Here is a 26,164-nt window from a genome sequence, read left to right as displayed (position 1 = left end):
GCGCGGCGGCTGCGGGAACCGCCTTTACGCTTTTGGGGCGATGCCCTCGCGCGCCACGATGCGGTTCATCTCGTCGGCCACGAACTGCACGTCCGTGCCCACGATGATCTGCAGGTTGGTCTTGTCGATCGGCTTGATGGCCGGCACGCCGGTCTTCTTGATGGCTTCCGTGTCGACCGCGGTGGCGTCGCGCAGGATGAGGCGCAGGCGCGTGGTGCAGCTGTCGACGGAGACGACGTTGGACTTGCCGCCGAGCGCCTCGTACAGGCGGGAGGCGAGCAGCGTGTACTTGTCGTCGCCCTTGGCTTCGGTGATGGCGGTGTCGGCGACGGCCTCCTCAGGCTCGCGGCCCGGGGTCATCAGGTTGAACTTCTTGATCGCGAAGTCGAACACGAAGTAGTAGATGACGGCGAACACGAGGCCCTGCACGATCAGCATGTACGGCTTGTGCGCGAGCGGCCAGCTGAGGATGAAGTCGACGAAGCCGGCGGAGAAGTTGAAGCCGGACGTCCAGTTCATTGCGGCGGCAACGGCCACGGAGATGCCGGTGAGCACCGCGTGCACCACGTACAGCGGGAAGGCGACGAACATGAAGGAGAACTCGAGCGGTTCGGTCACGCCGGTGAAGAACGCGGCGACGCCGGCGGCCAGCATGAGCGAGCCGATGGCCTTCTTGCGCTCCGGGCGGGCGTTCTTGTAGATGGCGAAAGCGCCGGCCGGCAGGCCGAACATCATGATCGGGAAGAAGCCGGCCTGGTACATGCCCGGATGGTAGCCGGCGATGGTGACCGGGTCGCCCTGGTAGGCGGCGCCCTGCCAGAAGCGGGCGATGTCGTCGATGCCGGCGATGTTGAACCAGAACACGTTGTTGAGCGCGTGGTGCAGGCCGGTCGGGATGAGCAGACGGTTCGCGAAGCCGTAGATGCCGGCGCCGACCGCGCCGAGCGACATGATGGCCTCGCCGAAGGCGGTCAGCCAGCCGAACACGAGCGGCCAGATGAACAGCAGGATGAGCGAGACAACCGACATGAGCGCGACCGTGACGATCGGCACGAGGCGCTTGCCGCTGAAGAAGCTCAATGCGGCGGGCAGCTTGACCTCGTGGAACTTGTTGTACATGGCGGCGGCGATCAGGCCGGCGAGGATGCCGATGAACACGTTGCCGTTGTTCATCTTGGAGAACGCGTTGTAGGTGTTGAGCGCCGTCTCCTGCATCTTGGCCGCGTCCGCGTAGCCGAGGAACTTCGACGCCGCGTCCGGAACCAGCAGCGTCATCGGCGTCAGGAAGCCGACGAGGCCGGCGAGCGCCGCCGCGCCGTGCTGGTCGCGGGACATGCCGAACGCCAGACCGACAGCGAACAGGATGCCCAGATTGTTCAGGACCGCGCCGCCGGCCGTGGTCAGGAACGTGGAGACCACGTCGCCGCCGGTGAAGCTTGCGATCCAGTTGCCGATGCCTACGAACAGCGCCGCCGCCGGCAGGCAGGCGACGGGCAGCATGAGCGAACGGCCCATGCGCTGGATGTACTCTTTCATTCCAACCTCCCTCTGAGGGTTTTGGCGATGACGTCTTTCTTCTTTGTTCGCCGCTGAAGTTCGTCGTCAAACAGCCTGGCGCCATCGTTGGTACCGGACCTTGTCGCAGCGGTTTTCATCGCTAAGCAACCATGGTACGGCACTGGGAACGCACTTTAGGGACATTTTGTTAAGTTTCTTTACGGTCTCATTGCGTCCGCGAAAACTAAACGTCCGTGAGGGCTACTCGCGCTTGGAAGCGGGGACGGACAGACGTCTGATGTTTTTAGTTAGGAACGTTGCGCTGCGGCGTGTCGAATTCGGTTCGTAGGATGGTGGAGGAATTGTGATGGCCGCCGACCGGCGGACTTGGCCGAAAGGATGCTTGTGGCACAGCTGAACGAAACCCCCATCCGCGTGGGACTTCTGGGCGCGGGAACCGTAGGATCGCAGACCGCGCGCCTGCTCGTCGAGCAGAAGGACGAGCTTGCCGCGCGCATCGGTCGTCCGATCGAACTGGTCGGCGTCGCCTGCCTCGACCCGGACGAAGTGAACTATCCGTGGATCGACAAGTCGCTGCTGACCACCGACACGATGAAGGTCGCCACGAACGCCGACATCGTCATCGAGCTCATCGGCGGCACCGGCGCGGCCCGCACGTTCGTCATGGCCGCGATCGAATCCGGTGCGTCCGTCGTGACCGCCAACAAGGCGCTGCTGGCCAAGTACGGCCCCGAAATCTACAACGCGGCCGCCGCCAAGGGCGTCGACATCTACTTCGAGGCGGCCGTGGGCGGCGCGATCCCGTTCCTACTGCCGCTGCGCGAATCGCTGGCCGGCGACAAGGTGACGAGCATGCTCGGCATCGTCAACGGCACCACCAACTACATCCTCGACGAGATGACCACCAAGGGTCTCCAGTTCGACGACGTGCTCAAGGACGCACAGGCCAGGGGCTACGCCGAAGCCGACCCGACCGGCGACATCGAGGGCCACGACGCGGCGAACAAGGCCGCCATCATGGCCACGCTCGGCTTCCACACCAACGTGACGATCGACGACGTGTCGGTCGAAGGCATTACCAAGATCACCGCCGACGACATCGCCGCCGCGACCGCCGAACACAAGGTCATCAAGCTGCTCGCCGTCGTCGAGAACGGCGAGGCGGGCGTCTCTGCGCGCGTCTACCCGGCGCTCATCCCCGAAACGCACCCGCTGGCCTCCGTGCACGGCTCGTTCAACGCGATCTTCGTCAAGGCCGAGGCGGCCGACGACCTCATGTTCTACGGCCGCGGCGCGGGCGGCGCGCCGACCGCCTCCGCCGTCGTCGGCGACGTGGTCGCCGAGGCGCGCCACATCGCGCAGGGCTGCACTGGCCCGACCATCCCGATGTACAACAACCTGCCCAAGGCTCCGATCGAGGCGAGCCGCGCCGCGTTCGCTGTGCGCTTCCTCATCCACGACAAGCCGGGCGTGCTGGCCGCCATCGCCAAGGAATTCGCCGACAACGGCGTGTCCATCAACGGCGTCAACCAGGACTTGAAGCCCACGCTCAACGACCCGGGCTACGACGGCGAAATCCAGCAGCTGCGCATCGTCACGCACCAGACCGACGAGGTCACGCTGCGCAAGACCGTTGAAGCCGTGCGCAAGCTCGACTTCGTGACCGGCGAGCCGTCGATCCTGCGCGTGCTGGACTGACGGGCGCCCACAGCATCGGGAGCGCCGCGCGAGGCCGATAGCACGTCATCGCGCGGCGCTCGATTCAGTTTTTCATAGGGGGACACATGGAACCGATCTGCAGACAGGTCAAGGTCAGCGTGCCGGCCACGAGCGCCAATCTGGGCTCCGGCTTCGACACCGTCGGCCTCGCGCTCGACTATCACGACGAGCTCACGTTCACGTTGAGCGCCGACCCGTCGAACCGCGCCGCGCAGGTGCTCATCTACGGCGAGGGCGAGGACACGCTGCCGCGCGACGAAACGCATCTGGTGGTCTCCACCTTCCGCCGCGCCTGCCAAACCTTCGGCCTGGGCCGTGTGGGCTTCATCCTCGAAGCACACAACAACATCCCGCAGGCGCGCGGCATGGGATCGTCCGCCGAGGCGATCGTCGCCGGCATCGCCGCCGCGGCCGCGTTCGCGCACGACGACGACCTCAACCGCGACGCCGTGTTTGAACTGGCCGCCGCGATCGAAGGACACCCGGACAACGTCGCGCCGGCCGTCTACGGCGGCATGACCGTCTCGTGGAACTTCGACACGGCCGAAGGCGTCGGCTCCGTGCCAATCCCGGGCGGAGAGCCGCTGCACGGCGGCTTCCACACCGTCAAGTACCGCGTCGACCCGAAGATCCGCACCGCCGTGTTCGTGCCCGACTACGAGCTGAGCACCGAAAAGGCGCGCGAGGCGCTGCCCGCCGCGGTGCCGTACAAGGACGCCGTGTTCAACGTGTCGCGCGTGGCGCTCATGGCCGCCGCGATGAACCCGGGCGCGCTTGCCGCGTCCTCCGACCCGAACGCGCTGCTGTTCGCCGCCACGCAGGACCGGCTGCACCAGCCGTACCGCAAGGACCTCATGGCCCCCTCGTGGGAGCTCATCAAAGCCCTGCGCTCCCGCGGCTACGCGGCCATGGTGTCCGGTGCCGGCCCGTGCGTGCTCGTGCTGCACTACGGCGACGAGGCCGAAGCCATTGAGCATGTGGCCGGCGACCGCCTGTCCGACGGCCACTGGCGCGTGCTGCACCCGACCGTCAACGCCAAGGGCGTGGAAATCGAGCGCAAGTAATCGCGTGCGGTAGCATGGCTGGAGAACCCGGGGCGCGGTCCGTTGGTGCGGGTCGCGCCCCGGTCTGATTATTCCGAGCGTTTTCCAAGCGAAAAGTGAGGCCAGTCATGTCCATTCCGCTGATTCTCGCATCCAAGTCGAAGCCGCGCCGCGACGTGCTGTACTCGGCCGGCATCTGTCCGACCATCCGCGTCTCGCACGTCGACGAGCCGGCCGCACTGGCCGCCGCCGCGCGCGAGGAGGGCGTCGACGTGGAGACGCTTACCGTCGACAAGCGCGTGCTCATCCTCGCCTCGGCCAAAGCGCACGCCGTGTATCAGGCGTATCGCCACGTGGCCGACGCGGCCGCCGCGGCGACCGGCGAGCGCGTGATCGCCTACCCGTTGCAGTCCGCGCAGCTCGCGCGGGAAACGGAACGCGACGATTCGGCCGACGGAACCGTGTCCGTCGACGACGTGCCGGGGGCCGTGGCTGCGGCCGGCACTCCCGACATGGGCAAGTCGGCGGCCGGCGACGACGCGAACGCGACGACGCGCGACTTCTCCGGCGTGGACGTGCCGACGGTCGCCGAGCCGATCTCGAACGTCGTCGCCATGCAGCCGGGACTCACACGCGCCGAAGTCGGCCCGCTGATCGTCGGCTGCGATTCGATGTTCCTGTTCGACGGCGAATGCTATGGCAAGCCGCACAGCGTCGACGTGGCGCGCGAACGGCTCAAGGCGATGCGTGGGCGCACCGGCGAACTGTGGACCGGCCACTGCCTGATCGACTTCGCGTCCGGTCGTGCGGTGCGCGGCACGAGCTATGCGAAGATCCACTTCTGCGATTATTCCGACCTGGACATCGAACGCTATCTGGCGACCGGCGAGCCGCTCGAGGTGGCGGGATCGTTCACGCTGGAGGGCTTCGGTGGCGCGTTCATCGACTCGATCGAGGGCGATCCGCACGGCATTATCGGCATCAGCCTGCCGCTGCTGCGCCGTCTGACCGGCGAGCTCGGCGTGGAATGGACCGATCTGTGGAACGTGGATCGCGGCGAATTGTTCCCGTCGGACAAGGCCGATCCGCGCGGGCTGACCCCGCCCAAGGAGAACGTGCACCAGCCGGGCGACGGATGGATCGACTGCGCGTGCGGGCGCCGGCACTGGGGCACGAACGGTGCGTCCGGCGTGCTGCTGGCCCGGCGCGACGCGGCCGGCAACGTGACCGACGTGGTGATGCAGCACCGCGCCGCGTGGAGCGCCGAGGGCGGCACGTGGGGCATTCCGGGCGGCGCCACCGCGGACGGCGAGTCGCCGATCGAGGGCGCGCTGCGCGAAAGCTACGAGGAGGCGAACATTACGCCGGAGGATATCGAGGTGGTCGGCTCCTACCGCGAGGACCACGGCACGTGGGCGTACACCACGGTGTTCGCGTTCGAGAAGCCGGGGCACACGGTGACTCCTCGCGCGAACGACGACGAGAGCATGAAGATCGAGTGGATTCCGATCGACGAGGTCCCGAACCGCAAGCTCCTGACCGCGATGAAGACCGACTGGCCGCGCTTCCGCGCCCGCCTCGACGCGATCGCGGTCGACCATCGCGGCGAGTGATTCGCGCAGAGTTATCGTTAACTCTTGGGGTGGTCCTAGACTGGGGTGCGAATGGCGTGCCGGTGCCGAACGGCGGTGGCGGCGCGCGTAACCAGAGACACTCAGCGACATCATCTCAGGAGCATCGAAGCCATGGCTGAACCGCAGTCGTTCCCCAACCTCATCACCGTCAACGCCGACCCCGCAAGCCAGGCGCCCGTCCAGTTCCACCTGCACAACGGGCAGGTCAGCGTCATCCTCGGCGTGCTCGAAGGCAAGCTCGTCAACCTGTACACCGGCGCGGCCGTGCCCGCGGCAGGCGACTTCGGCTACCTCGTCGACGATCGCTTCCGCGTCCAGTCGTCCACCGTGGAGGAGGGCGCGTCGCGCTACGCCGAACACGAGCGCTTCGCCTACCCCGAATTCGGCCGCGGCGACTACCGCCACCCGGCCATCGAAGTCGGCCAGCCGAACGGATCGCACGTCACCGACCTGCGCTACGTCGGCCACACGATCGCCGGCGGCAAGCCCGCACTGGCTGGCATGCCGTCCACGCACGCGGCCGCGGACGAGGCCGCGACGCTGTCCATCGAACTCAGGGACGAGCTCATCGGTCTCGCCGTCACGCTGCGGTACACGATCTTCCGCGACGAACCGGTCATCGCGCGCAGCGCCGTCATCCGCAACGACGGCGACCAGCAGCTCACGCTGGAACGCGCCGCCAGCCTCAGCCTCGACCTGCCCGACAGCGACTACACGATGACCGAATTCACCGGCGCGTGGGCGCGCGAACGCGAGCCGCACACGCAGCCGCTGCACCCCGGCATCCAGCAGATCGAATCGCTGCGCGGCGCAAGCGGCCCGTACTTCAGCCCCAACGCGATCTTCGCGCGGCCCGCCACCACCGAGGACGCGGGCGAAGCGTTCGGCCTCGCGTTCGTCTACTCCGGCAACTTCGACCTGCACGCCGAAGTCGACACGTACGGCGCGACCAGACTCCAGCTCGGCATCAACCCGCTCGGATTCCAGTGGGCGCTCGGCCCCGGCGACGAATTCGCCACGCCCGAAGCGCTGCTCGACTACACGGGCAACGGCCTCAACGCGCTGAGCCAAAGCTTCCATCGCATCGTGCTCGACCACCTGCAGCGCCCGCAGTGGGCGCGCCGCGAACGCCCGGTGCTCATCAACAACTGGGAGGCCACGTACTTCGACTTCACCGAAGACAAACTGCTCGAACTCGCGGGCCTCGCCAAGAAGGCCGGCATCGAACTGTTCGTGCTCGACGACGGCTGGTTCGGCGCGCGCACGTCCGACCGGGCAGGCCTCGGCGACTGGGTGGCCAATCCGGACCGCCTGCCCGAGGGCATCGCCGGCATCGCGCGCAAAATCAACGCGCTCGGCATGGACTTCGGCCTGTGGTTCGAGCCGGAAATGACCAACAAGGACTCCGGCCTGTACCGCGCCCACCCCGACTGGATCATCGCCACGCCCGGCCGCGGCCAGTCCGTCTACCGCAACCAGTACGTGCTCAACTTCGCCAACCCGGCCGTCGTCGACAACATCTACGGCCAGATGCACGCGATCCTCTCGACCGCGAACGTGGCCTACATCAAGTGGGACATGAACCGCTTCATCTCCGAAGCGTTCGACGCGACGCGCGGCGCCGAGCACCAGGGCGAGATCATGCACCGCTACATCCTCGGCGTGTACGCGCTGTACGAGCGCCTGTTCGCCGCGTTCCCCGACCTCATCATCGAAGGCTGCGCGTCCGGCGGATCCCGCTTCGACTACGGCATCCTCGCGTATTCGCCGCAGGCGTGGACCAGCGACGACACCGACGCGATCGAACGCCTGTCGATCCAGTATGGCACCAGCTACTTCTTCCCGGTCGCCACGATGGGCGCGCACGTGTCCATCACGCCGAACCACCAGACCGGCCGTTCTGAGTCCCTCGCCACGCGCGCCAACGTGGCCATGTTCGGCACGTTCGGCTACGAAATGGACCTGACCAGCGTACCCGAGTCCGATCTTGACGAGATCGCCAAGCAGGTCGCGTTCTTCAAAGAGCACGCGTCGCTGCTGCACAACGGCGACCTGTACCGTCTGCGCGCGCCGTACGACCACCGTCAGGCCGCGTGGATGAGCGTGTCGGCCGATCGTGCGCACGCGATCGTCGGCGACTACGTGATCCTCGGCGTGCCAAACCGGCCCAAGTCGCGCCTGCTGATGCGCGGCCTCGACGAAACCGCCTCGTACCACATCGTCTCCTCCGACGGCAAGTTCGACGCGACGCGCACCGGCGGCGAACTCATGCACATCGGCATCGACGACACCGATCTCGGCCCGGATTTCGCCTCGCGCGTCTACCTCGTCGACCGCGTGTGATCGCCGATCGTCGGGAATCGGCCCTGTGAGGGCGGGATGGCCGCAAGGTTGTCCCGCCTACACAGGGCATTTCGCAGTTGTAGGTCCCTGATCGGCGGCGAACGGACGTCGCCTGCCCACCGGAGATTGAAAACCCTTGATTTTCCAATGGCAGGGGCAGATCATTCCGCGCCGATCCAGGGCGTATTCGTCTGTCGGGGACCTACAACTGCGAGATGAGGGTGATGAAACCGTGATATGGCCCGGCACGACGGTTCCGCCATGGCCCGGCGCGATATGGTCCGATGCGATATGGCTCGGCGCGATTTCAGCCGACCGCGTCAAACCGCCAACGGATCGCCAGATGATAGTGGCTGCCGGCCGGCAGCAGCGGCGAGCGTTCGGAAGCGTTGTTGACGGCGTTCGGCACGAATCCGGGTTCCAGCGCGTACCCGGCCGCCGGGCAATACGTTCGGCCGCCGGTGCCGGGCACGCCGTCCAGGAACCCGGCGCTGTACAGCAGCACGCTCGGCGCGTTCGACAGCACGGTCATGCGAATGCCGGTGCGTTCGCTTGCCGCGACCGCGACCGTGCGCAGCCCGGTGCGGGGGTTGAGGGAGGTTGCGTGCGGCAATTGCCCGTGCGCGTCCTCGAACACGAACGCGTGATTGTAGCCGCGCGCGGCGGCGAGCTGCGCGTCGCCGGCCTCGAATCCGGCCCGCATGGCGTCGCCGATGCGTTTTGGCGCGCGGAAGTCCATGGGCGTGCCGTCGACCGGCTCGCAGGCAAGCGGAATGAACCGTTCGTCCGTGGGACAGTAGCGGTCGGTCGGGATGGTCAATATTTGGTCGAGTATGTCGCCGCTTGACTCGCCGGCGAGATTCCAGTAGGCGTGGCTGGTCATGTTGGCGATAGTGCTGCGCGTGCATTCGGCGTCGATGTCGCAGCGGAGCGTCATGTTGTCGACTTCGTAGCGCACGCGCACGTCCATGGCGCCGGGGAAGCCCTGATCGCCGTCCGGCGAATGCAGCACCAGCGTGAGCGAGCGTTCGCTGCGATCCGCGACGGCCCATAGCCGCCGATCGTAGCCGTTCGGTCCGCTGTGCACGTTGTTCGTGCCCTCGTTGGCGACCGGATGGCAGACGGCGCCGTCGATGACGCACGTCGCGTCGGCGATGCGGTTCGCGTTGCGTCCGATGATCGCGCCGAGATAGCAGTCGTCGGTGAGATAGTCCGCGGCGGTCGGACGGCCGAGCAGCACGTTTGTTGCGCGGCCGCCGCGACCCGGCACGGTCACGGCCATGAGACGGGCGCCGTAGTCGGTGACGGTGACGGCGAGACCGGCTGCGTCGCCGATGGTGAACGATTGCGGCAGCGCCGGCGCGGCCGAGGGCGCGTCGGTTGCTGCGGATGCGGCCGGGGCGACCGTCGGAACGATGGCGGGGGAGACCGTGGAATTGACTGCGGGAACGACCGTGCTGGCGGCCGCGGAATGCGCATGATGCGTCGAAGAAGACATGCTTCGACCATAGAACCGCCAAACGCGGCAGCCATATCGTCAAGTTGCCGCCCAGTGCCGGAAAACTGCGCGATGCAGCGTCGACACCCGACTGCGACCGTTGGTGGTCGTGCATAACGGCTCTTCGTATTGTGTTGTGTATGGTTGGCTGTCCGGTGGTATCGGAATCACGCTACGCGTGATGCAGCGTTGTCGTGAGATTGCGCGGCAGCGCAATCTCAGTATCGCGCGATCGCGCGATGGAATCGGTATTGTGCTCATGCGCAATGCCATGTTCCCGGCGGCGGCCCGGCCGTCGCGTTTGGTTTTTTCAACACACTGCGGTGTTGGCGGTAGCTCGGCGTCCTGCAATCATGGACAGCCTTCGGCTGACTGTATTGTCGGCTCGCCGTCGCTCGCCCCCATGCCCGGCAACGCCTCTGATGCTGGCGGTAGCCTCGGCCCCCTCGGATAGGCCGAGCCGTTAAGAAAACAGTCCAGTGGACTGTTTTTAGGCGAGGAGCGAGCGATAGCGAGCCAGTAAACAGCCAGCCGTAAGGCTGTCCGCAATTGCAGGTCGCTGTCAGCCGCAGGCTGACTGGGGGAGCGTCGCGGCGCTATGCGCCGCCAACCGGCACGGCATCGCGCGCAGCGCGATTCCGATATCACCCGCGCATCCACTACACTCAACCCATGAGGGAATACGACAAAACCAACACGCCCATAGCCAAGCAACTGCGCAGGAACATGACCCCATGGGAGAGAAAACTCTGGTACCGATTCTTAAACACTCATATGTTGCGTTGGCAGCGGCAGACCCCAATCGGCCGGTATATCGTCGACTTCTATTGTGCGAAGGCCAGGCTTGTGGTCGAACTCGACGGTGGCGGTCACTACACGGTGGAACAGCAAGCGAAAGATGCCAAACGCACCAAGGATCTGGAGGCTGAAGGCCTATTGGTGCTGAGATTCGCGAACAATCAAGTGGATCGCATGTTCAATGAGGTGTGCGTGAAGATCGACCGGGTGGTGGCAGCAAGGATTGTAATGCGATAAGAGGGTGTTGCGGCTCTGGTATTGGAATCGTGGTACGCGCGATGCCGTGCCGGTTGGCGGCGCACAGCGCCGCGACGCTCCCCCAGTCGACCTTCGGTCGACAGCCCCCTCAGCCGAGGGGGCCGAGGCTACCGCCAGCATCAGAGGCGTTTCTAAGCATGGGGGCGAGCGGCAGCGAGCCAGCAGCACAGTATCGCGCGACAGCGCGATTCCGATACCTCGGACTGTGCAACTCATACACACCAAAATGCGAAGAGCCCGTATAGCCGGCTAGGGGCGGGCGTCGGCGGGGTCTGGAGAGGGAGCGCCGTGCTGGCGGAATTCCATGGGGGACATGCCGGTTTTTCGTTTGAAGGCGGCGCAGAAGGCGCTCGGATCAGTGAAGCCGCACTCGTCGCACAGCTGCTTGAGCGCGACATCCGAGTTGAGTAGCAGGTATTTGGCGGCGTGCATGCGCGAGTCGATGATGTACGCGTGCGGCGTGTAACCGGTTTCCTTCTTGAACACGCGGATGAAATGATATTCGCTCATGTACGCGATCGATGCCAGTTCGTCGATCGGCAGCGGCTCGTTCAGATGGTTCGCGATGTACGAGAGCACGTTTTCGATGATGTGCGGCTGACGCTGTGGCGACGGCGTGCTGTCGGAGGCGGCCACCGCGAATTCGGTGAGGATGTCGGTGATGTGCTTCGCCATTTTCGGCTCGGACACGCGCTGCTGCGTGTGGAACGTGGTGAAGATGCCTGACAGGCGGGTCAGCGCGTAGCTCGGGTCGCGCAGCGAGAACACGGTGCCGAGCTTGCCGTTGATGAGCTCGAAGTAGGCGCGCGCCTGCGGTCCGTCGAAGTGCAGCCACAATACGTCGCTGTCTTCGAGCGCGCCGTAGGAGTGGTGGTCGTAGCAGTCGATGAGCGCGAAGCTGCCTTCGCCGGCGATCTGCTCGCCCTGTCCGGTCGAGACGGCGAACCTGCCGCGGCGGATGGCCATGAGCAGGAAACTGTCGAACGAGCTGCGCTCCTGACGGTAGCCGCGTTCGTAGCGGAACGATCCGACGCGCAGCGGATAGAAGAACGTGCGCAATGCGGTTTTGCTCGGCGTGTAGATGTAGAAATCCGAACCTTCGTTGAGAATGCTGTGCTCTGCCGGCTTCATTGCTTGATTCCTTCCCGTTGGACGCTGGACGTACGCGGCGCCGTTCCGTTCCAAGTATTCCATGCAACGGTGCATGATATGGCAATAATTCTACATCTTCGGCAACGTTTCGACACTCGCATGACCAACATTATTGACAGCAATTTTTATCTATCTGAGGGCAGGAAAACTCGAAAGAAGCCATAAACCGCGGATTTAGACTATAGGCAAGTAATCAATACATTACGCATCATGCGGAACTGAAAAGCCGCATGGTTTCCAATGAAGGAGCAGCAATCATGGCCGTCACGATCAAGGACACCGTCGTCACGATCCCCACCTACGAGATCGGCGCGGCGGACAAGAACCCCGAATTCATCGAAAAGCGCGTCTATCAGGGCAGCTCGGGCCGCGTCTACCCGTACCCGGTCATCGAGACCATCAGCGACGAGAAGCGCGACAAGGCCTACAAGGCCGTCATCATCGAAAACGAGTACCTCGAAGTGACCGTCCTGCCCGAACTCGGAGGCCGCATCCAGTACGCCAAGGACAAGACCAACAACTACGACTTCGTCTACCGCAACGACGTCATCAAGCCGGCGCTCGTGGGACTCACCGGCCCGTGGATCTCCGGCGGCATCGAATTCAACTGGCCGCAGCACCATCGCCCGACCACCTACCTGCCGGTCGACTACAAGGTCGAGGACCTGCCCGACGGCGGCAAGGCGGTGCTGTGCCACGACACCGACCAGATGTACGGCACGCAGGTCGTCACCAAGATCGCGCTGCACCCGGGCAAGGCGTACATCGAGATCACCGCGCAGCTGTACAACGGCACCGCGCTGCCGCAGACCTTCCTGTGGTGGGCCAACCCGGCCGTGCCGGTCAACGAGCATACCAAGACCGTGATGCCGCCGGACGTGACCGCCGTCATGGATCACGGCAAGCGCGACGTTTCGCGCTACCCGATCGCCACCGGCACCTACTACAAGCACGACTACTCCGAGGGCGTCGACATCGGCCGCTACAAGAACGTGCCGGTCCCGACCAGCTACATGGCCGCGCACTCCGACTACAACTTCGTCGGCGGCTACGACTTCGGCGTCGGCGCGGGCATCCTGCACGTGGCCGACCACCACGTCTCCCCGGGCAAGAAGCAGTGGACGTGGGGCAACGGCGACTTCGGCCGCGCGTGGGACCGCAACCTGACGGACGCGAACGGCCCGTACGTTGAGCTCATGACCGGCGTGTTCACCGACAACCAGCCCGACTTCACGTGGCTCAAGCCGTACGAGGGCAAGACGTTCACCCAGTACTTCATGCCGTACAAGGGCGTGGGCCAGGTCAAGAACGCGTCCATCAACGCGGCCGTGAACCTCGAAATCGGCCCGCAGGACACGTTCGGCGCGGCCGGCGAAACCGAAGGCATCGAGGCGCAGGGACTCGTCGCGGGTCAGGGCCGCGTCACCGTGTACGCGACGAGCGTGTACGAGCAGGCGACCGTCACCGTCACCGACAACCGCACCGGTGCGACGCTGTACCAGTACACCGGCACGATCAGCCCGAACGACATCGTGCGCGCCGAATTCAACACCGGCGACGCCAAGCCGACCGACATCACCGCCACCGTCGCCTCCGCCGACGGCACGGTCCTCATCGACTACACGCCGCAGCCGAAGAAGATCGACAAGCTGCCCGAGCCGGCCAAGGCCGCCGACGAACCGGCTAAGATCGCCACCAACGAGGAACTGTTCCTTGCTGGCACGCACCTCGAACAGTACCGTCACGCCACCTACATGCCCGACCCGTACTATCTTGAGGGCCTCAAGCGCGACCCGCTCGACGCGCGCATCAACAACGCGTACGGCCGACTGCTGCTGCGCCGCGGCGCGTTCAAGGACGCCGAACAGTACTTCCGCAACGCGATCAAGCGCCTCACCAAGCACAACACGCAGCCGTACGATTCCGAGCCGCACTACAACCTCGGTCTCGACCTGTTCTACCAGGGCGAATACGACAAGGCGTTCGACGCGTTCTTCAAGGCCACGTGGGACGACGCGCAGAAGGAACGCGCGTTCTTCTACATGGCCGCCATCGCCGCTCGCCGCGGCGACTGGACCGACGCGCTCGAGTACGTGGACAACGCGCTGACCCGCAACACGATGAACATCAAGGCCCGCGGACTGCGCGCCTACGTGCTGCGCAAGCTGGGACGCGCGGACGATGCCGCCGCGGCGCTCGCCGAGAACCTCAAGATCGACGAATTCGACTTCGTCTCCGGCAACGAGCGTGTGATCGCCGGCGCAGATCCGTCCGAATTGGCTGGACTCATGCGCGGCTTCCACGAGAACTACCTGCAGGCTGCCCGCGATTACGCGCTGTTCGGCGCGTACGACGAGGCGCTCGCGCTGCTCGCCGAAGCCGACCAGACGAAGCCGATGGTCAAGTACTACGAAGGCTACTATCTCGCGCAGCTCGGCCGCGACGCCGAGTCTCGCGCCGCGTTCGAGGCCGCCGAAGCCGCGCCGAGCGACTACTGCTTCCCGAACAAGCTCGAGGACATCGCGCCGCTGGAGCTCGCCATCAAGACGGTGAACGGCGCGAAGGCCCCGTACTATCTCGGCTGCCTGTTCTACGACAAGACGCTCGCCGACCGTGCGATCGCACTGTGGGAGTCCAGCCGCGACCTTGACCCGGGCTTCCCGACCGTGCACCGCAACCTCGCGCTTGCCTACTACAACAAGCGCGGCGACGCGGCTGCGGCCCAGCGCGAGATTGAAGAGGCATACCGTCTTGACGAGTCGGACGCGCGCGTGTTCCTCGAAACCGACCAGCTGCACCGCAAGATCGGCTGGACGTACGAGCAGCGTCTCGCCGAGTTCGAGAAGCACCTCGACGTGGTGGTCGAACGCGACGACCTGTACATCGAGTACCTGACTGTGCTCAACCTGACCGGCAACTATGCGAAGGCGTACGAGCTCATGGGTCAGCGCCGCTTCCACCCGTGGGAGGGCGGCGAAGGTAAGATCACCGCTCAGTACCGCATCGCGCTCACCCTGCTCGCCAAGGACGCCATGGCGGCCGACGACTGGACTCGCGCCAAGGAGCTGCTCACCAAGGCGCTGCGCTATCCGGAGAACCTTGGCGAAGGCAAGCTCGAAGGCCAGAAGGACAACGACCTGCACTGCTACCTCGGCCTGGTCGAGCGCGAGCTCGGCCACGAGGACGAGGCGCGGGCCGAATTCCGCAAGGCCACCATCGGCCCCGACGAGGTGAAGGGCGCGATGTACTACAACGACCAGCCCGCCGAAATGATCCTCTTCCAGGGACTCGCCCACGCGGCCCTCGGCGAAACCGGACAGGCCAACGCGCGCTTCTACCGCCTGCTCGACTACGGCGAGCAGCACCTCGACGACCAGGTCAAGATCGACTACTTCGCCGTCTCGCTGCCCGACTTCCTGATCTTCGAGAACGACTACACGAAGATGAACCGCATCCACTGCCTCTACCTGATGGCCCTGGCCAACATCGGCATGGGCGAGCACGACGCCGCGGCGAAGTTCCTGAACGACGCGCTGGCGCTCGATCCGAGCCACATTCAGGCGAACCTGTTCGCCGACGAGCTGGCCAACCGCCACGTGCTGTGACGATAGCCGGTGCGGCGACGACAAGGTCGGGTCGATGATGTGACCGGGTTGCGGCTGGGCCGGTGATGTCCGTCCGGTGGACGGATGTCGCCGGCCCTTGTCGCGTTGCGCGGACGTACTCGGTTCGATGCCGCGGAGCGTTGCCGCGACGACTCAACCCTTGTGTGATACACCGGTAGATCACTATACTGTTGACTGCAGGACGCGCGATTGCGCGGCCGACTGCAAAACCCAGCCCGGACCGCGCGCGAACAGTCAATCAATGATGACAACGATGAACAACCAACAGAAACGGAAGGCAACGATGACCGTTACCATTGACAACGCAGGATTTGAAACCGCAGACTCGAACGGCGTGGTCCAAGGATGGACGACGACACGCGCGATCCACGCGTCGAGCGAGCCGGGAACCGTCTACTCCGGCAAACGTTCGCTGCTCATCAACCGCGAGAACAGTGACACGCTGCTGTCACAGGACGTGCACGCCAAACCCGGCATCTACGACCTGAGCCTGATGGTGTGGGCCAACGGCCCGCTCAAGGACAGCCGCTTCGAAGCCAACGGCGACGCCGTGCCGATCGCCAGCGCCGGAGCCGTGCAGATCGACGGCGAGAAGACATGGGACGAAATCAGGCTCGAAGGCGTGCGCGTCGAAGCGGACGGCGAACTCGACGTGCGCATCTACGTCGAACCGATCGCGTCGCCGGATTTCGTCGGCTACATCGACGACGTCGCGATCGAACGCACCGGCGATCTCGACGCGGCGGGAGACGGCGGCGAAGCGGGCGCTTCCGGCTCGGTCGGTGCAAGCGGAAGGTCCGGCATGCCGATCTGGCAGCCGGTCACGGTACGCGGGGGAGACATGCAGGATCAGCGCGCTCGTATCGACGGGCTGGAAGACGGCTATTACACGCTGACCGTGATGACGCGCAATCCGGGCGGATGGCGGCAGTGCTACGTGTATGCCGGGTCCGAACCGGGCGAGCCGGACGGGACCGGTGATTCGCATGCGACCGGTCTGGCTCGGGACGACGTGCGCCGCGCCGCCGTGCCGCGCAACGCGTTCCGGCCGCAGGACAAGGACAAATGGAAGCGCGTCACTGTGCGCGGCATCGTCGTCTCCGGCGGCAGTCTGACCGTCGGCGTGCATGCGGAAGGCGGGACCGGCTCCGACGTAGTCTGCGAATTCGACGACTGGCGGCTGGAACGCGACGTGCGGCAGGACGGCGAGCCGTACCGGCTGTACATCGGCGGCGACATCACCGAAGTGCCGTACGTCATCGACCAGGGTGGCGTATTCCGCGACGAACACGGCGAGCCAGTCGACCCGATCGCGTTCGCCGGCGCCAACGGCTGGAACATCGTGCGCATCCGCGTCTTCAACGAAACCGGCAAAGGCCACGGCGGCGACGGCTGGTACATTCCCGGCGGCTACCACGAAGTCGCCGACGGGCTCAAACTCGCGCGGCGCACCAAAGCCGCCGGCATGGCGATCCAATGGTCGTTCCACTACAGCGACACGTGGACCAACCCCGGCATACAAATGGTGCCGCACGCCTGGCAGCGCAAGATCGAAGGACTCGGCGACGACGCGGCCGTGGACATGCTTGAACGGCTCGTCTACGAATACACCGCCGACACGCTCGACCGGCTCAACGCGCAGGGCACCACGCCCGAATTCGTGTCGATCGGCAACGAAACGCGTTCCGGCATGCTGCTGCCATACGGTTCGCTCGACCATTGGGACGCACTCGCGCGCTTCTACAACGCCGGCGCGCGCGCCGTGCGCGAACTGTGCCCGGACGCGAAAATCATCATCCACGTCGACGACGGAGGCAACACGCGACGCTACATGGAATACTTCGGCGCGGCCCGCGACCACGGCGTCGACTACGACGTGATCGGCTCGTCGTTTTACCCGTTCTGGACGCAAAAATCAGCCAAACAGTTCGCGCAGTTCGCCACCAAGGTGACGCATGAGTTCGGCAAGCCGATCATGATCATGGAAACCGGCTTCAACTGGACCGGCAACAACGGCGCCGGATACCCCGGACAGCTCACCAACAACGGCCCGTACGGCGGGCCGGAAACCAGCTCGCCCGAACTGCAGCGCGACTTCCTGATCGACCTGTTTAACGAGCTGCGCGGCGTGCCCGATGGCATGGCGATCGGCGACCTGTATTGGGATCCGGTGATGATCTACGCGAACGGCAACGTGCACTGGTCGTACCGCGAAAGCGACGACATGCCCGGCGGCAACGTGGTCGACAACACCGCGCTGTTCGACTTCGACGGACGCGCGCTGCCGGCGTTCGACGCGTACCGGTACAACGGCTGACCGGTGACATAGGCATAAGGCGTAGTCGACGTTGGCGCGCAGACGATGGACGATCGTCTGCGCGCCAACGCGTATGTGGCGATGTGCATGCGGCAAACGCCGGTAGGCCAACGGTCATACGCAAGCAACATTTTGATATCTACTGGCAATTTCTCGAGCGAAGGCAACGCGGTTCGACGGTATAGTAAAAACCAAGAGGAACACCACAAACCGCATCGAAGACGTGCGGACCCCTTGCGAAGGAGCAAAAGAATGAACAGCAGGAAAATCATAACGGGAATGGCCGCAAGCGCCGCGTTGGCAACCGTGCTCGCCGGATGCGGCGGCACGACCCAGGCCGGCGCCACCGACAAGAACGGCAAGCCGCTCGTCGAGGTCATGGTCGTCACCCGCTCCGAAGTCCGGTCCCTCAAGGATCTGGCATGGACCAAGAAGCTCACCGCGGCATGCGACTGCACGATCAAATGGTCGCAGGTCGGCGGCACCGCGTGGACGCAGCAGAAGAACCCGATGCTCGCCTCCGGCTCCGTGCCGGACATCTCCATCGCCGCGTTCGACCCGTCCGACGCCGACCAGATGCCCCAGTTCGAGGAACTGACCCAGCATCTCGACCAGATGCCCAACGTCAAGGAATTCCTCGAAACCAAGCCGAACGCCAAGAAGCTCGTCGCCAACCCCGAAGGCAAGGTGTACGTGCTGCCCTCCGACCGCGGCGAACAGTACTACGGTTCCGGCCAGCACATGCTCATCAACAAGACCTGGCTCGACAAGCTCGGCCTGCAAATCCCCAAGACGTGGGACGAGCTCGAGAAGGTGCTCGAGGCGTTCAAGACGCAGGATCCGAACGGCAACGGCAAAGCCGACGAAATCCCGATGAACATCGTCAAATTCGACGCGTCCGGCTTCGGACCGAGCTGGTACAACCCGTTCCTGTTCCTCAACTCGCTGGGCATCGTCACCCACTTCAACTCGGGCGCCTCGCAGCAGGGCATCTACGTCAAGGACGGTAAGGTCGGCAACTTCATGGCCATCGACGAATTCAAGCAGGTCGTCAAGTACCTGCACGAACTCATGAGCAAGGGACTCATCCCATCCGACGCGATCACCAAGGCATCCGAAAAGTACACCGCCGAACTCAAGTCCGACGGCAAAACCGCGCAGGTCGGCGTCGCGTTCGCCTACGCGGCCACCGACTTCGGCGATCTGGGCGACCAGTACGTGGCCATGCCCGCCCCGGCAGGCCCCGGCATGTCGGCCGACGAGGTGACATGGGACGGCTCGGTGGAAACCACCATGTTCGCCAACAACCGCGTGGCCGTGAAGAAGGACGCGCCCAACATGGAGGCGATCCTCAAGATCGTCAACGCGCTGTACGACCCGGAAACCACGCTCGAGCAGATCTACGGCGCGGTGCCCGAATACATGACCAAGGAATCCGACACCAAGTACAAGCTCACCGACGCCTACTACGACTCGTGGAACGATGACGGCAAGAGCCCGTCGCTCGGCGGCGAAAGCGCGGCCGGCTGGGTGCCCGACGGCATCACCGTCGACAACGTGAACTTCCTCGAATCGTTCCGCAAGGCCGACGACGTGTACGCCGAACAGTACAAGCACTTCGACCTGACCAAGGACGTGCTGCCCGACTACGTGCGCCCCGACGAAACCGACTCGACGACCATCTCCAACAACGACACGCAGATGTTCGACTACGCGATGCCGGTGATCTCCCGCTGGATCGTCTCCGGCGGTGTGGACGGCGAGTTCAGCGACTTTGTCGCCAAGCTCAAGCAGCTCGGCATGGACGACAACGTCACCCTGTGGCAGAAGTGGTACGACAAGTACACCAAGTAAGCCGCGGCATTCCCGCCATTCCAGCGTCATACGCAAACCGGCCGCGCGTGCGCGCACAACGCGTCGCGCGGCCGAACACTGCCGCGGCCATCAAGGCGGCCATCAACGCGGCCGATCATCAAGCAATCGTCAACCAACACACGCAACCAACCAACACACGCAACCAAGCGAGGCAACATCATGAACCACGTCGTCGATCTGACCAACTTCGTCAAGCGACCGATCCGACCATTCGACATCGTCGACCGCACGCGCAACACCAGCCCCGACGGCCACGAAATCGACTTCACCAACTACTACATGACGCTCGACGGCAAGCCGTTCTTCGGCGTCAGCGGCGAATTCCACTTCTCCCGCATGGACGAGTCCCGCTGGGACGACGAACTCGCCAAATGCGCGGCCGGCGGCGTCAACGTGATCGCCAACTACGTGTTCTGGAACCACCACGAGGAAATCGAAGGCCAGTGGGACTTCACCGGCTCGAAGAACCTGCGTAAGTTCACCGAACTGTGCGCCAAGCACGGCATGTACATGATCCTGCGCATGGGCCCGTTCGACCACGGCGAAGTGCGCAACGGCGGCGTGCCCGACTGGGTGTACGGCAAGGACTACGAGGCCCGCTCGCTCGACGCCGGCTGGCTCGCAGAAGTGCGCGAACTGTACACGAAGATCCACGAGCAGGTCGACGGCCTGCTGTTCGACCAGGGCGGCCCGATCATCGGCGCGCAGCTCGACAACGAGTACATGCACTCGTCCGCTCCGTGGGAAATGACCACCGGCATCTCCGACGAATGGGTGCCCGGCGGCTCCGACGGCATCGCCTATCTTGAGGCGCTGCGCGGCATCGCGCACGAAGTCGGCATCGACGTGCCGTTCTACACGGCCACCGGCTGGGGCGGCGCGCCCGTGCCCGACGACGTGCTGCCGCTGTGGGGCGGCTACGCGTACCGTCCATGGCTGTTCTACGCGCACGGCGGCGACCATCCCGTCACCGACGAGTACCTGTACCGCGACTTCCACTCCAACAGCTGCCCGCGCGGCGACGAATTCGACCCGAGCTACCAGCCCGAGGACAAGCCGTACGCGTGCTGCGAAATGGGCGGCGGCATGACCAACTCGTACAACTACCGCTTCGTGCTGCCAATGAAATCCGTCGACGCGATGACCAACATCAAAATGGCATCCGGCTGCAACTTCCTCGGCTACTACATGTACCACGGCGGCACCAACCCGACCGGCCACGGCGTCTACCTCAACGAAGGCCAGGTGCCGAAGAAATCCTACGACTACCAGTCCGGACTCGGCGAATACGGGCAGGTGCGCGAATCGTACGGCCGCATGAAGACCCTGCACTACTTCGGCTCCACGTTCGCCGAACGCTTCGTGCCGATGGACGTCGTCGTACCCGCCGACCAGGCCGGCATCGAACCGACCAACCGCGAGCGCCTGCGCTACTGCGTGCGCACCGACGGACGCTCCGGATTCGTGTTCGTCAACAACTTCCAGGACCACGACGAGATGGTCGCCAAGCACGGAGAGACGATCGAGATCGCGCTCGCCGACGGCAGCCACGTGACGTTCGACGGCATCGGACTCGCGCCGGAGGAGAACTGCGTGCTGCCGTTCAACATGGACCTCGACGGCGTGACGCTCGTTGCTGCGACCGTGCAGCCCGTCACCGTGGTCACGCTGCCGGGCGCCGCACGACGCACGTTCGTGTTCCTGCGCCCCGACGGCATGGGCCGTGCGTGGATGCGTTTCGCCGACGGCACCGTGATCGACGTGGACGGCGAGGCCGACTTCCAGAAGTTCACCGTGCGCGGCGGCGATACGGCGGGCGCCGCGTCGGTCGACGTGGTCGTGCTCAGCCGCGCCAAGGCCGACAGGCTGACCGTGATCGACGGCGAGGCGCTCGTGTTCGCGCCGGGCGCGGCCTACCGCGACGGCGACGAAATCCGCGTCGAAACGACCGACGGCGACGTGCGCGTCGAAACTTACCCGGCCGGCTATCTCGCCGCCGGCAACGGTGAAACGGACGTCATGGACGGGGAATCGCCGCTCGGCTCGCTCACCGTCTCGCTGCAGCCGACGCACGTCGAACCGAAGGTCGAACAGCTCAGCGACAAGCGGTACGCCATCACCCTGCCCGACGACTTCATGGACGGCGACCACGTCAAGGACGTGCTGCTGCAGGTGCGCTACATGGGCGACATCGGCTGGATGTTCGCGAACGCGGAGCTTCTGAGCGACAACTTCTGCAACGGCGACGTGTGGGACATCGGCATGAAGGAGAACGCCGCCCGGGTGCGCGCCGCCGGCAACCGACTCGTGTTTGTGATCACGCCGCTCAAGAAGGGCGTGAACGTGAACGTCGACTCGCCGATGGCCGCGCGCATGGAGCACGCCGACGAGCAGATCGCCTCGCTGGAGTCCGTGGCCGTGAAGCCCGTGTACGAAGTGGCGTTCCGCAAGGCGTGAGCGTGGCGATGCGGGCGGTGCTGTGGGATCTGGACGGCACGCTGGTCGATTCCGATCCGATGTGGGTCGCCGCGGAACGCCGCTGCGCCGAGCGGCACGGGGTCACGTGGAGCGACGGATTGTCACGTCGTCTCACCGCGGCCCCGTTGCCCGTATGTGCGCGCGTGCTGCGCGAGGCCGGGGTGAACGAGACGGACGATCGCATTATCGACTCGCTGATCGCGGATGTGACTCGACAGTACGACCTTTTCCCGGATTCGGTGCCGTGGACGCCGGGCGCGTGGGATCTCATGACGGCTTTGGTTCGTGAAGGGATTCCCTCGGTACTGGTCACCGGTTCTCCGCGCTCGCTGGCCGAACGGGTAGTGGTGGCTGCGCCCGTCGGGACGTTTGTCGGCATAGTGAGCGGTGATGACGCGCTTGCGCACAAGCCGGATCCTGCGCCATACGCGGCGGGCGTGCGGGTGGCCGGCGAATGGCTGGGCCGGCAGGCGGGCAATCAGCAGCAGGCCGGTCAGCGTCAGCGTACGTCAGCCGAAATACAGTCGGGCTACCGGCTACCAGACGCCCTATCGCCGGGGGAGTGCCTCGCCTTCGAGGACTCCGCCTCCGGCATCGCCTCCGCGCGGGCCGCAGGCGTGCGCGTCATCGGCGTCAACGCCTGCGCGCGGGTCCCTCTGGATCCGACGGCCGTGGGATGCCCGGTCGTCAGCGACCTGCGGGCGCTCGACCCGCTCAGCTCAGCAACGCCGCGATGATCGCGATGCCGAGCCGTTAAGCGGACAGTCCAGACTGTCCGTAGGCGAGGGGAGCGGCTGTGCTGCGACGGTTCATCGCGATTTCGCTAGCTCAGCAATGCGGCGATGATCGCGATGAACACCGGGCTGGTGAGCGTCGAGATCAAAATGCCGTCGCGCGCGAACGTGAGGCCCACGTTGTAGCGCGCCGCATAGTTGTACACGTTCTGGCCGGTCGGCAGCGCGGCGAGCACCACGCACGCGTACAGCACGCTGCCGCGGAAGCCCATCACAAAGTACGCGAGCAGGAACGCGATGATCGGCATGACAATGTTCTTGAGCACGGCCACCGTGAAGATCGCTGGAATGTCGCCTTTCTGCTGCAGCGGCTTCGTGCCGTGCAACGACATGCCGAACGCCATCAGGATCATCGGCACCGCGGACTCGCCGATCATGTTGATCGGGTCGTACAGGAAGTTCGGAATGAACCAGCCGGTCTTCGCGTTGACGGCCGACAGCAGAATGCCCAGCAGCGAGCCGATAAGCAGCGGCTGATGCAGGGGTTGCTTGAGAATCGCCTTGGCCGACACCTTGCCCTTGGTGGTCACGTCGAGCGCGGTCAGGCCGATCGGCGTGAACAGCGCCTGCTGCATGACCAGAATCGGCGCGACGAGCGCGCCGTTGCCGAGAATGTACGTGGCGATCGGCAGGCCGATGTTGTTCGAATTCAGATACAGCGAGTTGAGCGAGCCGATGATCGCGTCCGGCGCGCTCATGTGGAAGAACATGCGGTTGAGGATCAGGAAGACCACGCCCACCAGCATCGCAGAGAAGAACGCCACGACGATCGACGAATGGAAGATATCGAAGATCGGCTCCTTCGCCATGATCGCGAACATGAGGCACGGACTCGACACGAAGAAGCTGAACCTGTTGAGCACCATCTGCGCGCTCGAGCCGCCGATCTGCATGCGCGCGGCTATGTATCCCGCAAAAATTACGATGCCGATGACGCAGAAGCCTTCCATTGCACTCAACAAACCCGTCATAATCCCTCTTTTCCGCTGCCTTCGGCCGAAAAACACCGCATGTTCCGCGGGCGTTGCGTTTGCGCGGGCCCCGCGAATCTGAAACCTATCCCATACTGCCACACGCCGTCTAATTGTGTGGCGGGGTCTTATCGCAGGTCGCATTACGGGTGACCGAGACGGCTCGGTGAGGTTTTCTGCACATTGAGCGGTGATTTTTGGCATCCGCCGAGGCCTTCTTCAAAATTGAGCGGCGGCCGGGCGCGGTATGCCCCTGAATTCCTCCGGGAGTTTCACGGATCCGGTGCCGGTTGACGGTCTTGCGGGACGAGAACACCTCTCGGTTTGCAAAAAGCCTTTGTCACGGAACGCAATTCACCGCTGGATTTTGAGAAAGGAGAAAGATCAGGAGCGGTGTCGCTTGTTTCATGCCGCGGCACCCGGAACTTGGGACGGGCGGGGAATGGAAGGGCGGAACCCGCTACGATGAGGCGCATGACGAACGAACTGGCACAGCAGACGGCGACCGAACTTGGTTTTCCCGCAGGAGCGACGCGCGAACAGGCGCTTGCGGCCCTGCTCGAACAGATCATGGGAGCATATTCGGTAAGCGACGATGAAACGCCGCTTGCGGACGAGGTGGAGAAGTTTCTGCGCAGACAATCGCACCTGACCGTGCGCCGCCACGGCGACACGGTGGTGGCGAGCACGGATTTCGGCAAGCCACAGCGCGTGATCCTGGCCGGCCATATCGACACGGTGCCGGTGATTGACAACTTCCCTCCGCGCTGGCTCGAGCCCGGCGATCCGCTGATCCGCGAGGACGTGGCCGCCTCCCACCCGGGCGAACGCGTGCTGTGGGGCCGCGGCGCGACCGACATGAAGGCGTCCGACGCGGTGATGCTATACCTGGCCGCTGCGCTTAACGGCGGTGGTGATGACCGTACGACCGGCGGCATCGATCCGAAGTACGACCTGACCTACGTGTTCTACGACCACGAGGAGGTCGCCGCCGAGAAGAACGGCCTGCGCAAGGTGGTCGAAAGCCATCCCGACTGGATCACCGGCGACTTCGCGATCATCGGCGAGCCGACCGACTGCGGCATCGAGGGCGGGTGCAACGGCACGATGCGCTTCGACGTGGTCACGCACGGCGTGGCCGCGCATTCGGCGCGCGCGTGGATGGGCGACAACGCGATCCACAAGGCCGCCGAGATCCTGAACCGCCTGGCCGCGTACGAGCCTGCCGACGTGTCGGTGGACGGCCTCGTCTACCGCGAGGGCGTGAATGCGACGCTGATTTCCGGCGGCAAGGGCACGAACGTGATCCCCGACGAATGCCGCGTGCACGTCAACTACCGGTTCGCGCCCGACAAGACGATCGCCGAGGCCAAGGCGCTCATGATGGGCGCGGACTGCGGCGCGGAGCTCGGCAACGGCGAGCACGTCGCCACGGGCGGCATGTTCGAGGGTTTCGGCATCGAGATGAAGGACGAATCGCCGAGCGCCCGCCCGGGCATGGATTCGCCGCTGGCCGTCTCGCTGTCCCGCCTCGTCAAGGAGCGCACGGGCCGTGACCCGCTCGCCAAGCTCGGATGGACCGACGTGGCGCGGTTCGCGATCCTCGGCATTCCGGCCGTGAACCTTGGCGCCGGCAGCCCGTTGCTCGCCCACAAGCACGACGAGCAGCTTCCCGAGTCCGAACTCGCCCTGCTTGCCGACATTCTGGAGACGTGGCTTCGGTAGACGTCGCGATTCCGTCGTTGTTCACCGATTGTCAATTCTTGTGTCATACTTGAGAGTGGCGGTGCTGCAAGCCGCCGCAGCAACCGATGGCGTCGATCCCCTCGCGTGTGAATTCCGCGTGGCCGGTGTCCGCCGTCGCAGCAAGGACTTTTTGACCGTTGCTTTATGCGGGCGCAATCGATGCGCGGCCACGGTGAGAGCGTGGTGTGACAGCCGCATGGGGCTTTGACATAGACGACGTGATTGCAGCGCGTCGTTAGGAGCATTGTGCCCAGTGTGAACCATGAGGGCTTCGGTGACGCCGGAGCCGCAGATAACGTTGTACCCGATTCGTCGTCCCGTTCGGCGGATTCCGCCGCCGCTCAGCCGGCCCAGCCCGCTCAGTCCCAGCCCGTCGCTCCCGCTCCCCGTCGCC

15 protein-coding genes are annotated in these 26,164 nt (G+C 64.9%); 11 read left to right on the top strand and 4 right to left on the bottom strand.

The annotated features are described in order from the left end of the window. Nucleotides 1-24: 24 nt before the first annotated feature. Nucleotides 25-1,536, bottom strand: a complete 1,512-nt coding sequence (nagE, locus tag BBIA_RS01375; protein WP_033493436.1) for an N-acetylglucosamine-specific PTS transporter subunit IIBC — start codon at nt 1,534-1,536, stop codon at nt 25-27. Between the two features lie 366 nt (nt 1,537-1,902). Between nagE and BBIA_RS01370 the strand changes: the two genes are divergently transcribed. The 4 genes from BBIA_RS01370 (at nt 1,903) to BBIA_RS01355 (ending at nt 8,257) form a co-directional block, all read left to right on the top strand. Continuing rightward, nucleotides 1,903-3,216, top strand: coding sequence for a homoserine dehydrogenase (locus BBIA_RS01370; RefSeq protein WP_033493438.1), 1,314 nt, complete (start codon nt 1,903-1,905; stop codon nt 3,214-3,216). Between the two features lie 86 nt (nt 3,217-3,302). Next, the gene (gene thrB, locus BBIA_RS01365; RefSeq protein ID WP_033493439.1) at nt 3,303-4,301 is read left to right on the top strand and encodes a homoserine kinase; all 999 of its coding nucleotides are present in this window, start codon (nt 3,303-3,305) and stop codon (nt 4,299-4,301) included. A gap of 107 nt (nt 4,302-4,408) precedes the next feature. Next, entirely contained in the window at nt 4,409-5,893 is a 1,485-nt protein-coding gene (locus tag BBIA_RS01360; protein ID WP_033493441.1) for a Maf family protein, read from the top strand. A gap of 132 nt (nt 5,894-6,025) precedes the next feature. Then, nucleotides 6,026-8,257, top strand: coding sequence for an alpha-galactosidase (locus BBIA_RS01355; RefSeq protein ID WP_081891821.1), 2,232 nt, complete (start codon nt 6,026-6,028; stop codon nt 8,255-8,257). A gap of 307 nt (nt 8,258-8,564) precedes the next feature. On the opposite strand, the gene BBIA_RS01350 is transcribed toward BBIA_RS01355, so the two are convergent. Beyond that, entirely contained in the window at nt 8,565-9,755 is a 1,191-nt protein-coding gene (locus tag BBIA_RS01350; protein ID WP_051923631.1) for an aldose epimerase family protein, read from the bottom strand. Nucleotides 9,756-10,427: 672 nt separating this feature from the next. Here BBIA_RS01350 and BBIA_RS01345 point away from each other — a divergent pair. Next, nucleotides 10,428-10,790, top strand: a complete 363-nt coding sequence (locus BBIA_RS01345) for an endonuclease domain-containing protein (protein WP_033493539.1) — start codon at nt 10,428-10,430, stop codon at nt 10,788-10,790. 270 nt (nt 10,791-11,060) lie between these two features. Here the strand turns inward: BBIA_RS01345 and BBIA_RS01340 are convergent, their stop codons facing one another. Beyond that, complete coding sequence (locus tag BBIA_RS01340; protein ID WP_051923630.1) at nt 11,061-11,942, bottom strand: AraC family transcriptional regulator; 882 nt, start codon at nt 11,940-11,942, stop codon at nt 11,061-11,063. A 278-nt stretch (nt 11,943-12,220) separates the two neighbouring features. Between BBIA_RS01340 and BBIA_RS01335 the strand changes: the two genes are divergently transcribed. From BBIA_RS01335 to BBIA_RS01315, 5 genes are all read left to right on the top strand, one after another. Further along, a complete protein-coding gene (locus tag BBIA_RS01335) occupies nt 12,221-15,568 on the top strand; it encodes a DUF5107 domain-containing protein (RefSeq protein WP_033493443.1) in 3,348 nt (1,115 codons plus the stop codon). A 304-nt stretch (nt 15,569-15,872) separates the two neighbouring features. Continuing rightward, nucleotides 15,873-17,906: a glycoside hydrolase family 53 protein gene (locus tag BBIA_RS01330; protein WP_160268224.1), complete on the top strand. Its 2,034-nt coding sequence runs from the start codon at nt 15,873-15,875 to the stop codon at nt 17,904-17,906. A gap of 252 nt (nt 17,907-18,158) precedes the next feature. After that, nucleotides 18,159-19,760 carry an extracellular solute-binding protein gene (locus BBIA_RS01325; protein ID WP_033493448.1) on the top strand — a complete coding sequence of 534 codons (1,602 nt, stop codon included), beginning with the start codon at nt 18,159-18,161 and terminating at the stop codon, nt 19,758-19,760. 180 nt (nt 19,761-19,940) lie between these two features. Then, a complete protein-coding gene (locus BBIA_RS01320) occupies nt 19,941-22,238 on the top strand; it encodes a beta-galactosidase (protein ID WP_033493449.1) in 2,298 nt (765 codons plus the stop codon). 8 nt (nt 22,239-22,246) lie between these two features. Continuing rightward, nucleotides 22,247-22,996, top strand: coding sequence for an HAD family hydrolase (locus BBIA_RS01315; protein WP_238548406.1), 750 nt, complete (start codon nt 22,247-22,249; stop codon nt 22,994-22,996). An 86-nt stretch (nt 22,997-23,082) separates the two neighbouring features. On the opposite strand, the gene BBIA_RS01310 is transcribed toward BBIA_RS01315, so the two are convergent. Further along, nucleotides 23,083-24,024 carry an AEC family transporter gene (locus BBIA_RS01310; RefSeq protein WP_033493451.1) on the bottom strand — a complete coding sequence of 314 codons (942 nt, stop codon included), beginning with the start codon at nt 24,022-24,024 and terminating at the stop codon, nt 23,083-23,085. A gap of 474 nt (nt 24,025-24,498) precedes the next feature. Between BBIA_RS01310 and dapE the strand changes: the two genes are divergently transcribed. Further along, the gene (dapE, locus tag BBIA_RS01305; protein WP_033493453.1) at nt 24,499-25,749 is read left to right on the top strand and encodes a succinyl-diaminopimelate desuccinylase; all 1,251 of its coding nucleotides are present in this window, start codon (nt 24,499-24,501) and stop codon (nt 25,747-25,749) included. Nucleotides 25,750-26,164 lie beyond the last annotated feature (415 nt).

This window comes from Bifidobacterium biavatii DSM 23969 (assembly GCF_000741165.1).
Taxonomy (GTDB): Bacteria; Actinomycetota; Actinomycetes; order Actinomycetales; family Bifidobacteriaceae; genus Bifidobacterium; species Bifidobacterium biavatii.
The sequence above is the reverse complement of the archived record's forward strand: the minus strand, read 5'-3'. Positions and strand labels throughout refer to the sequence as shown.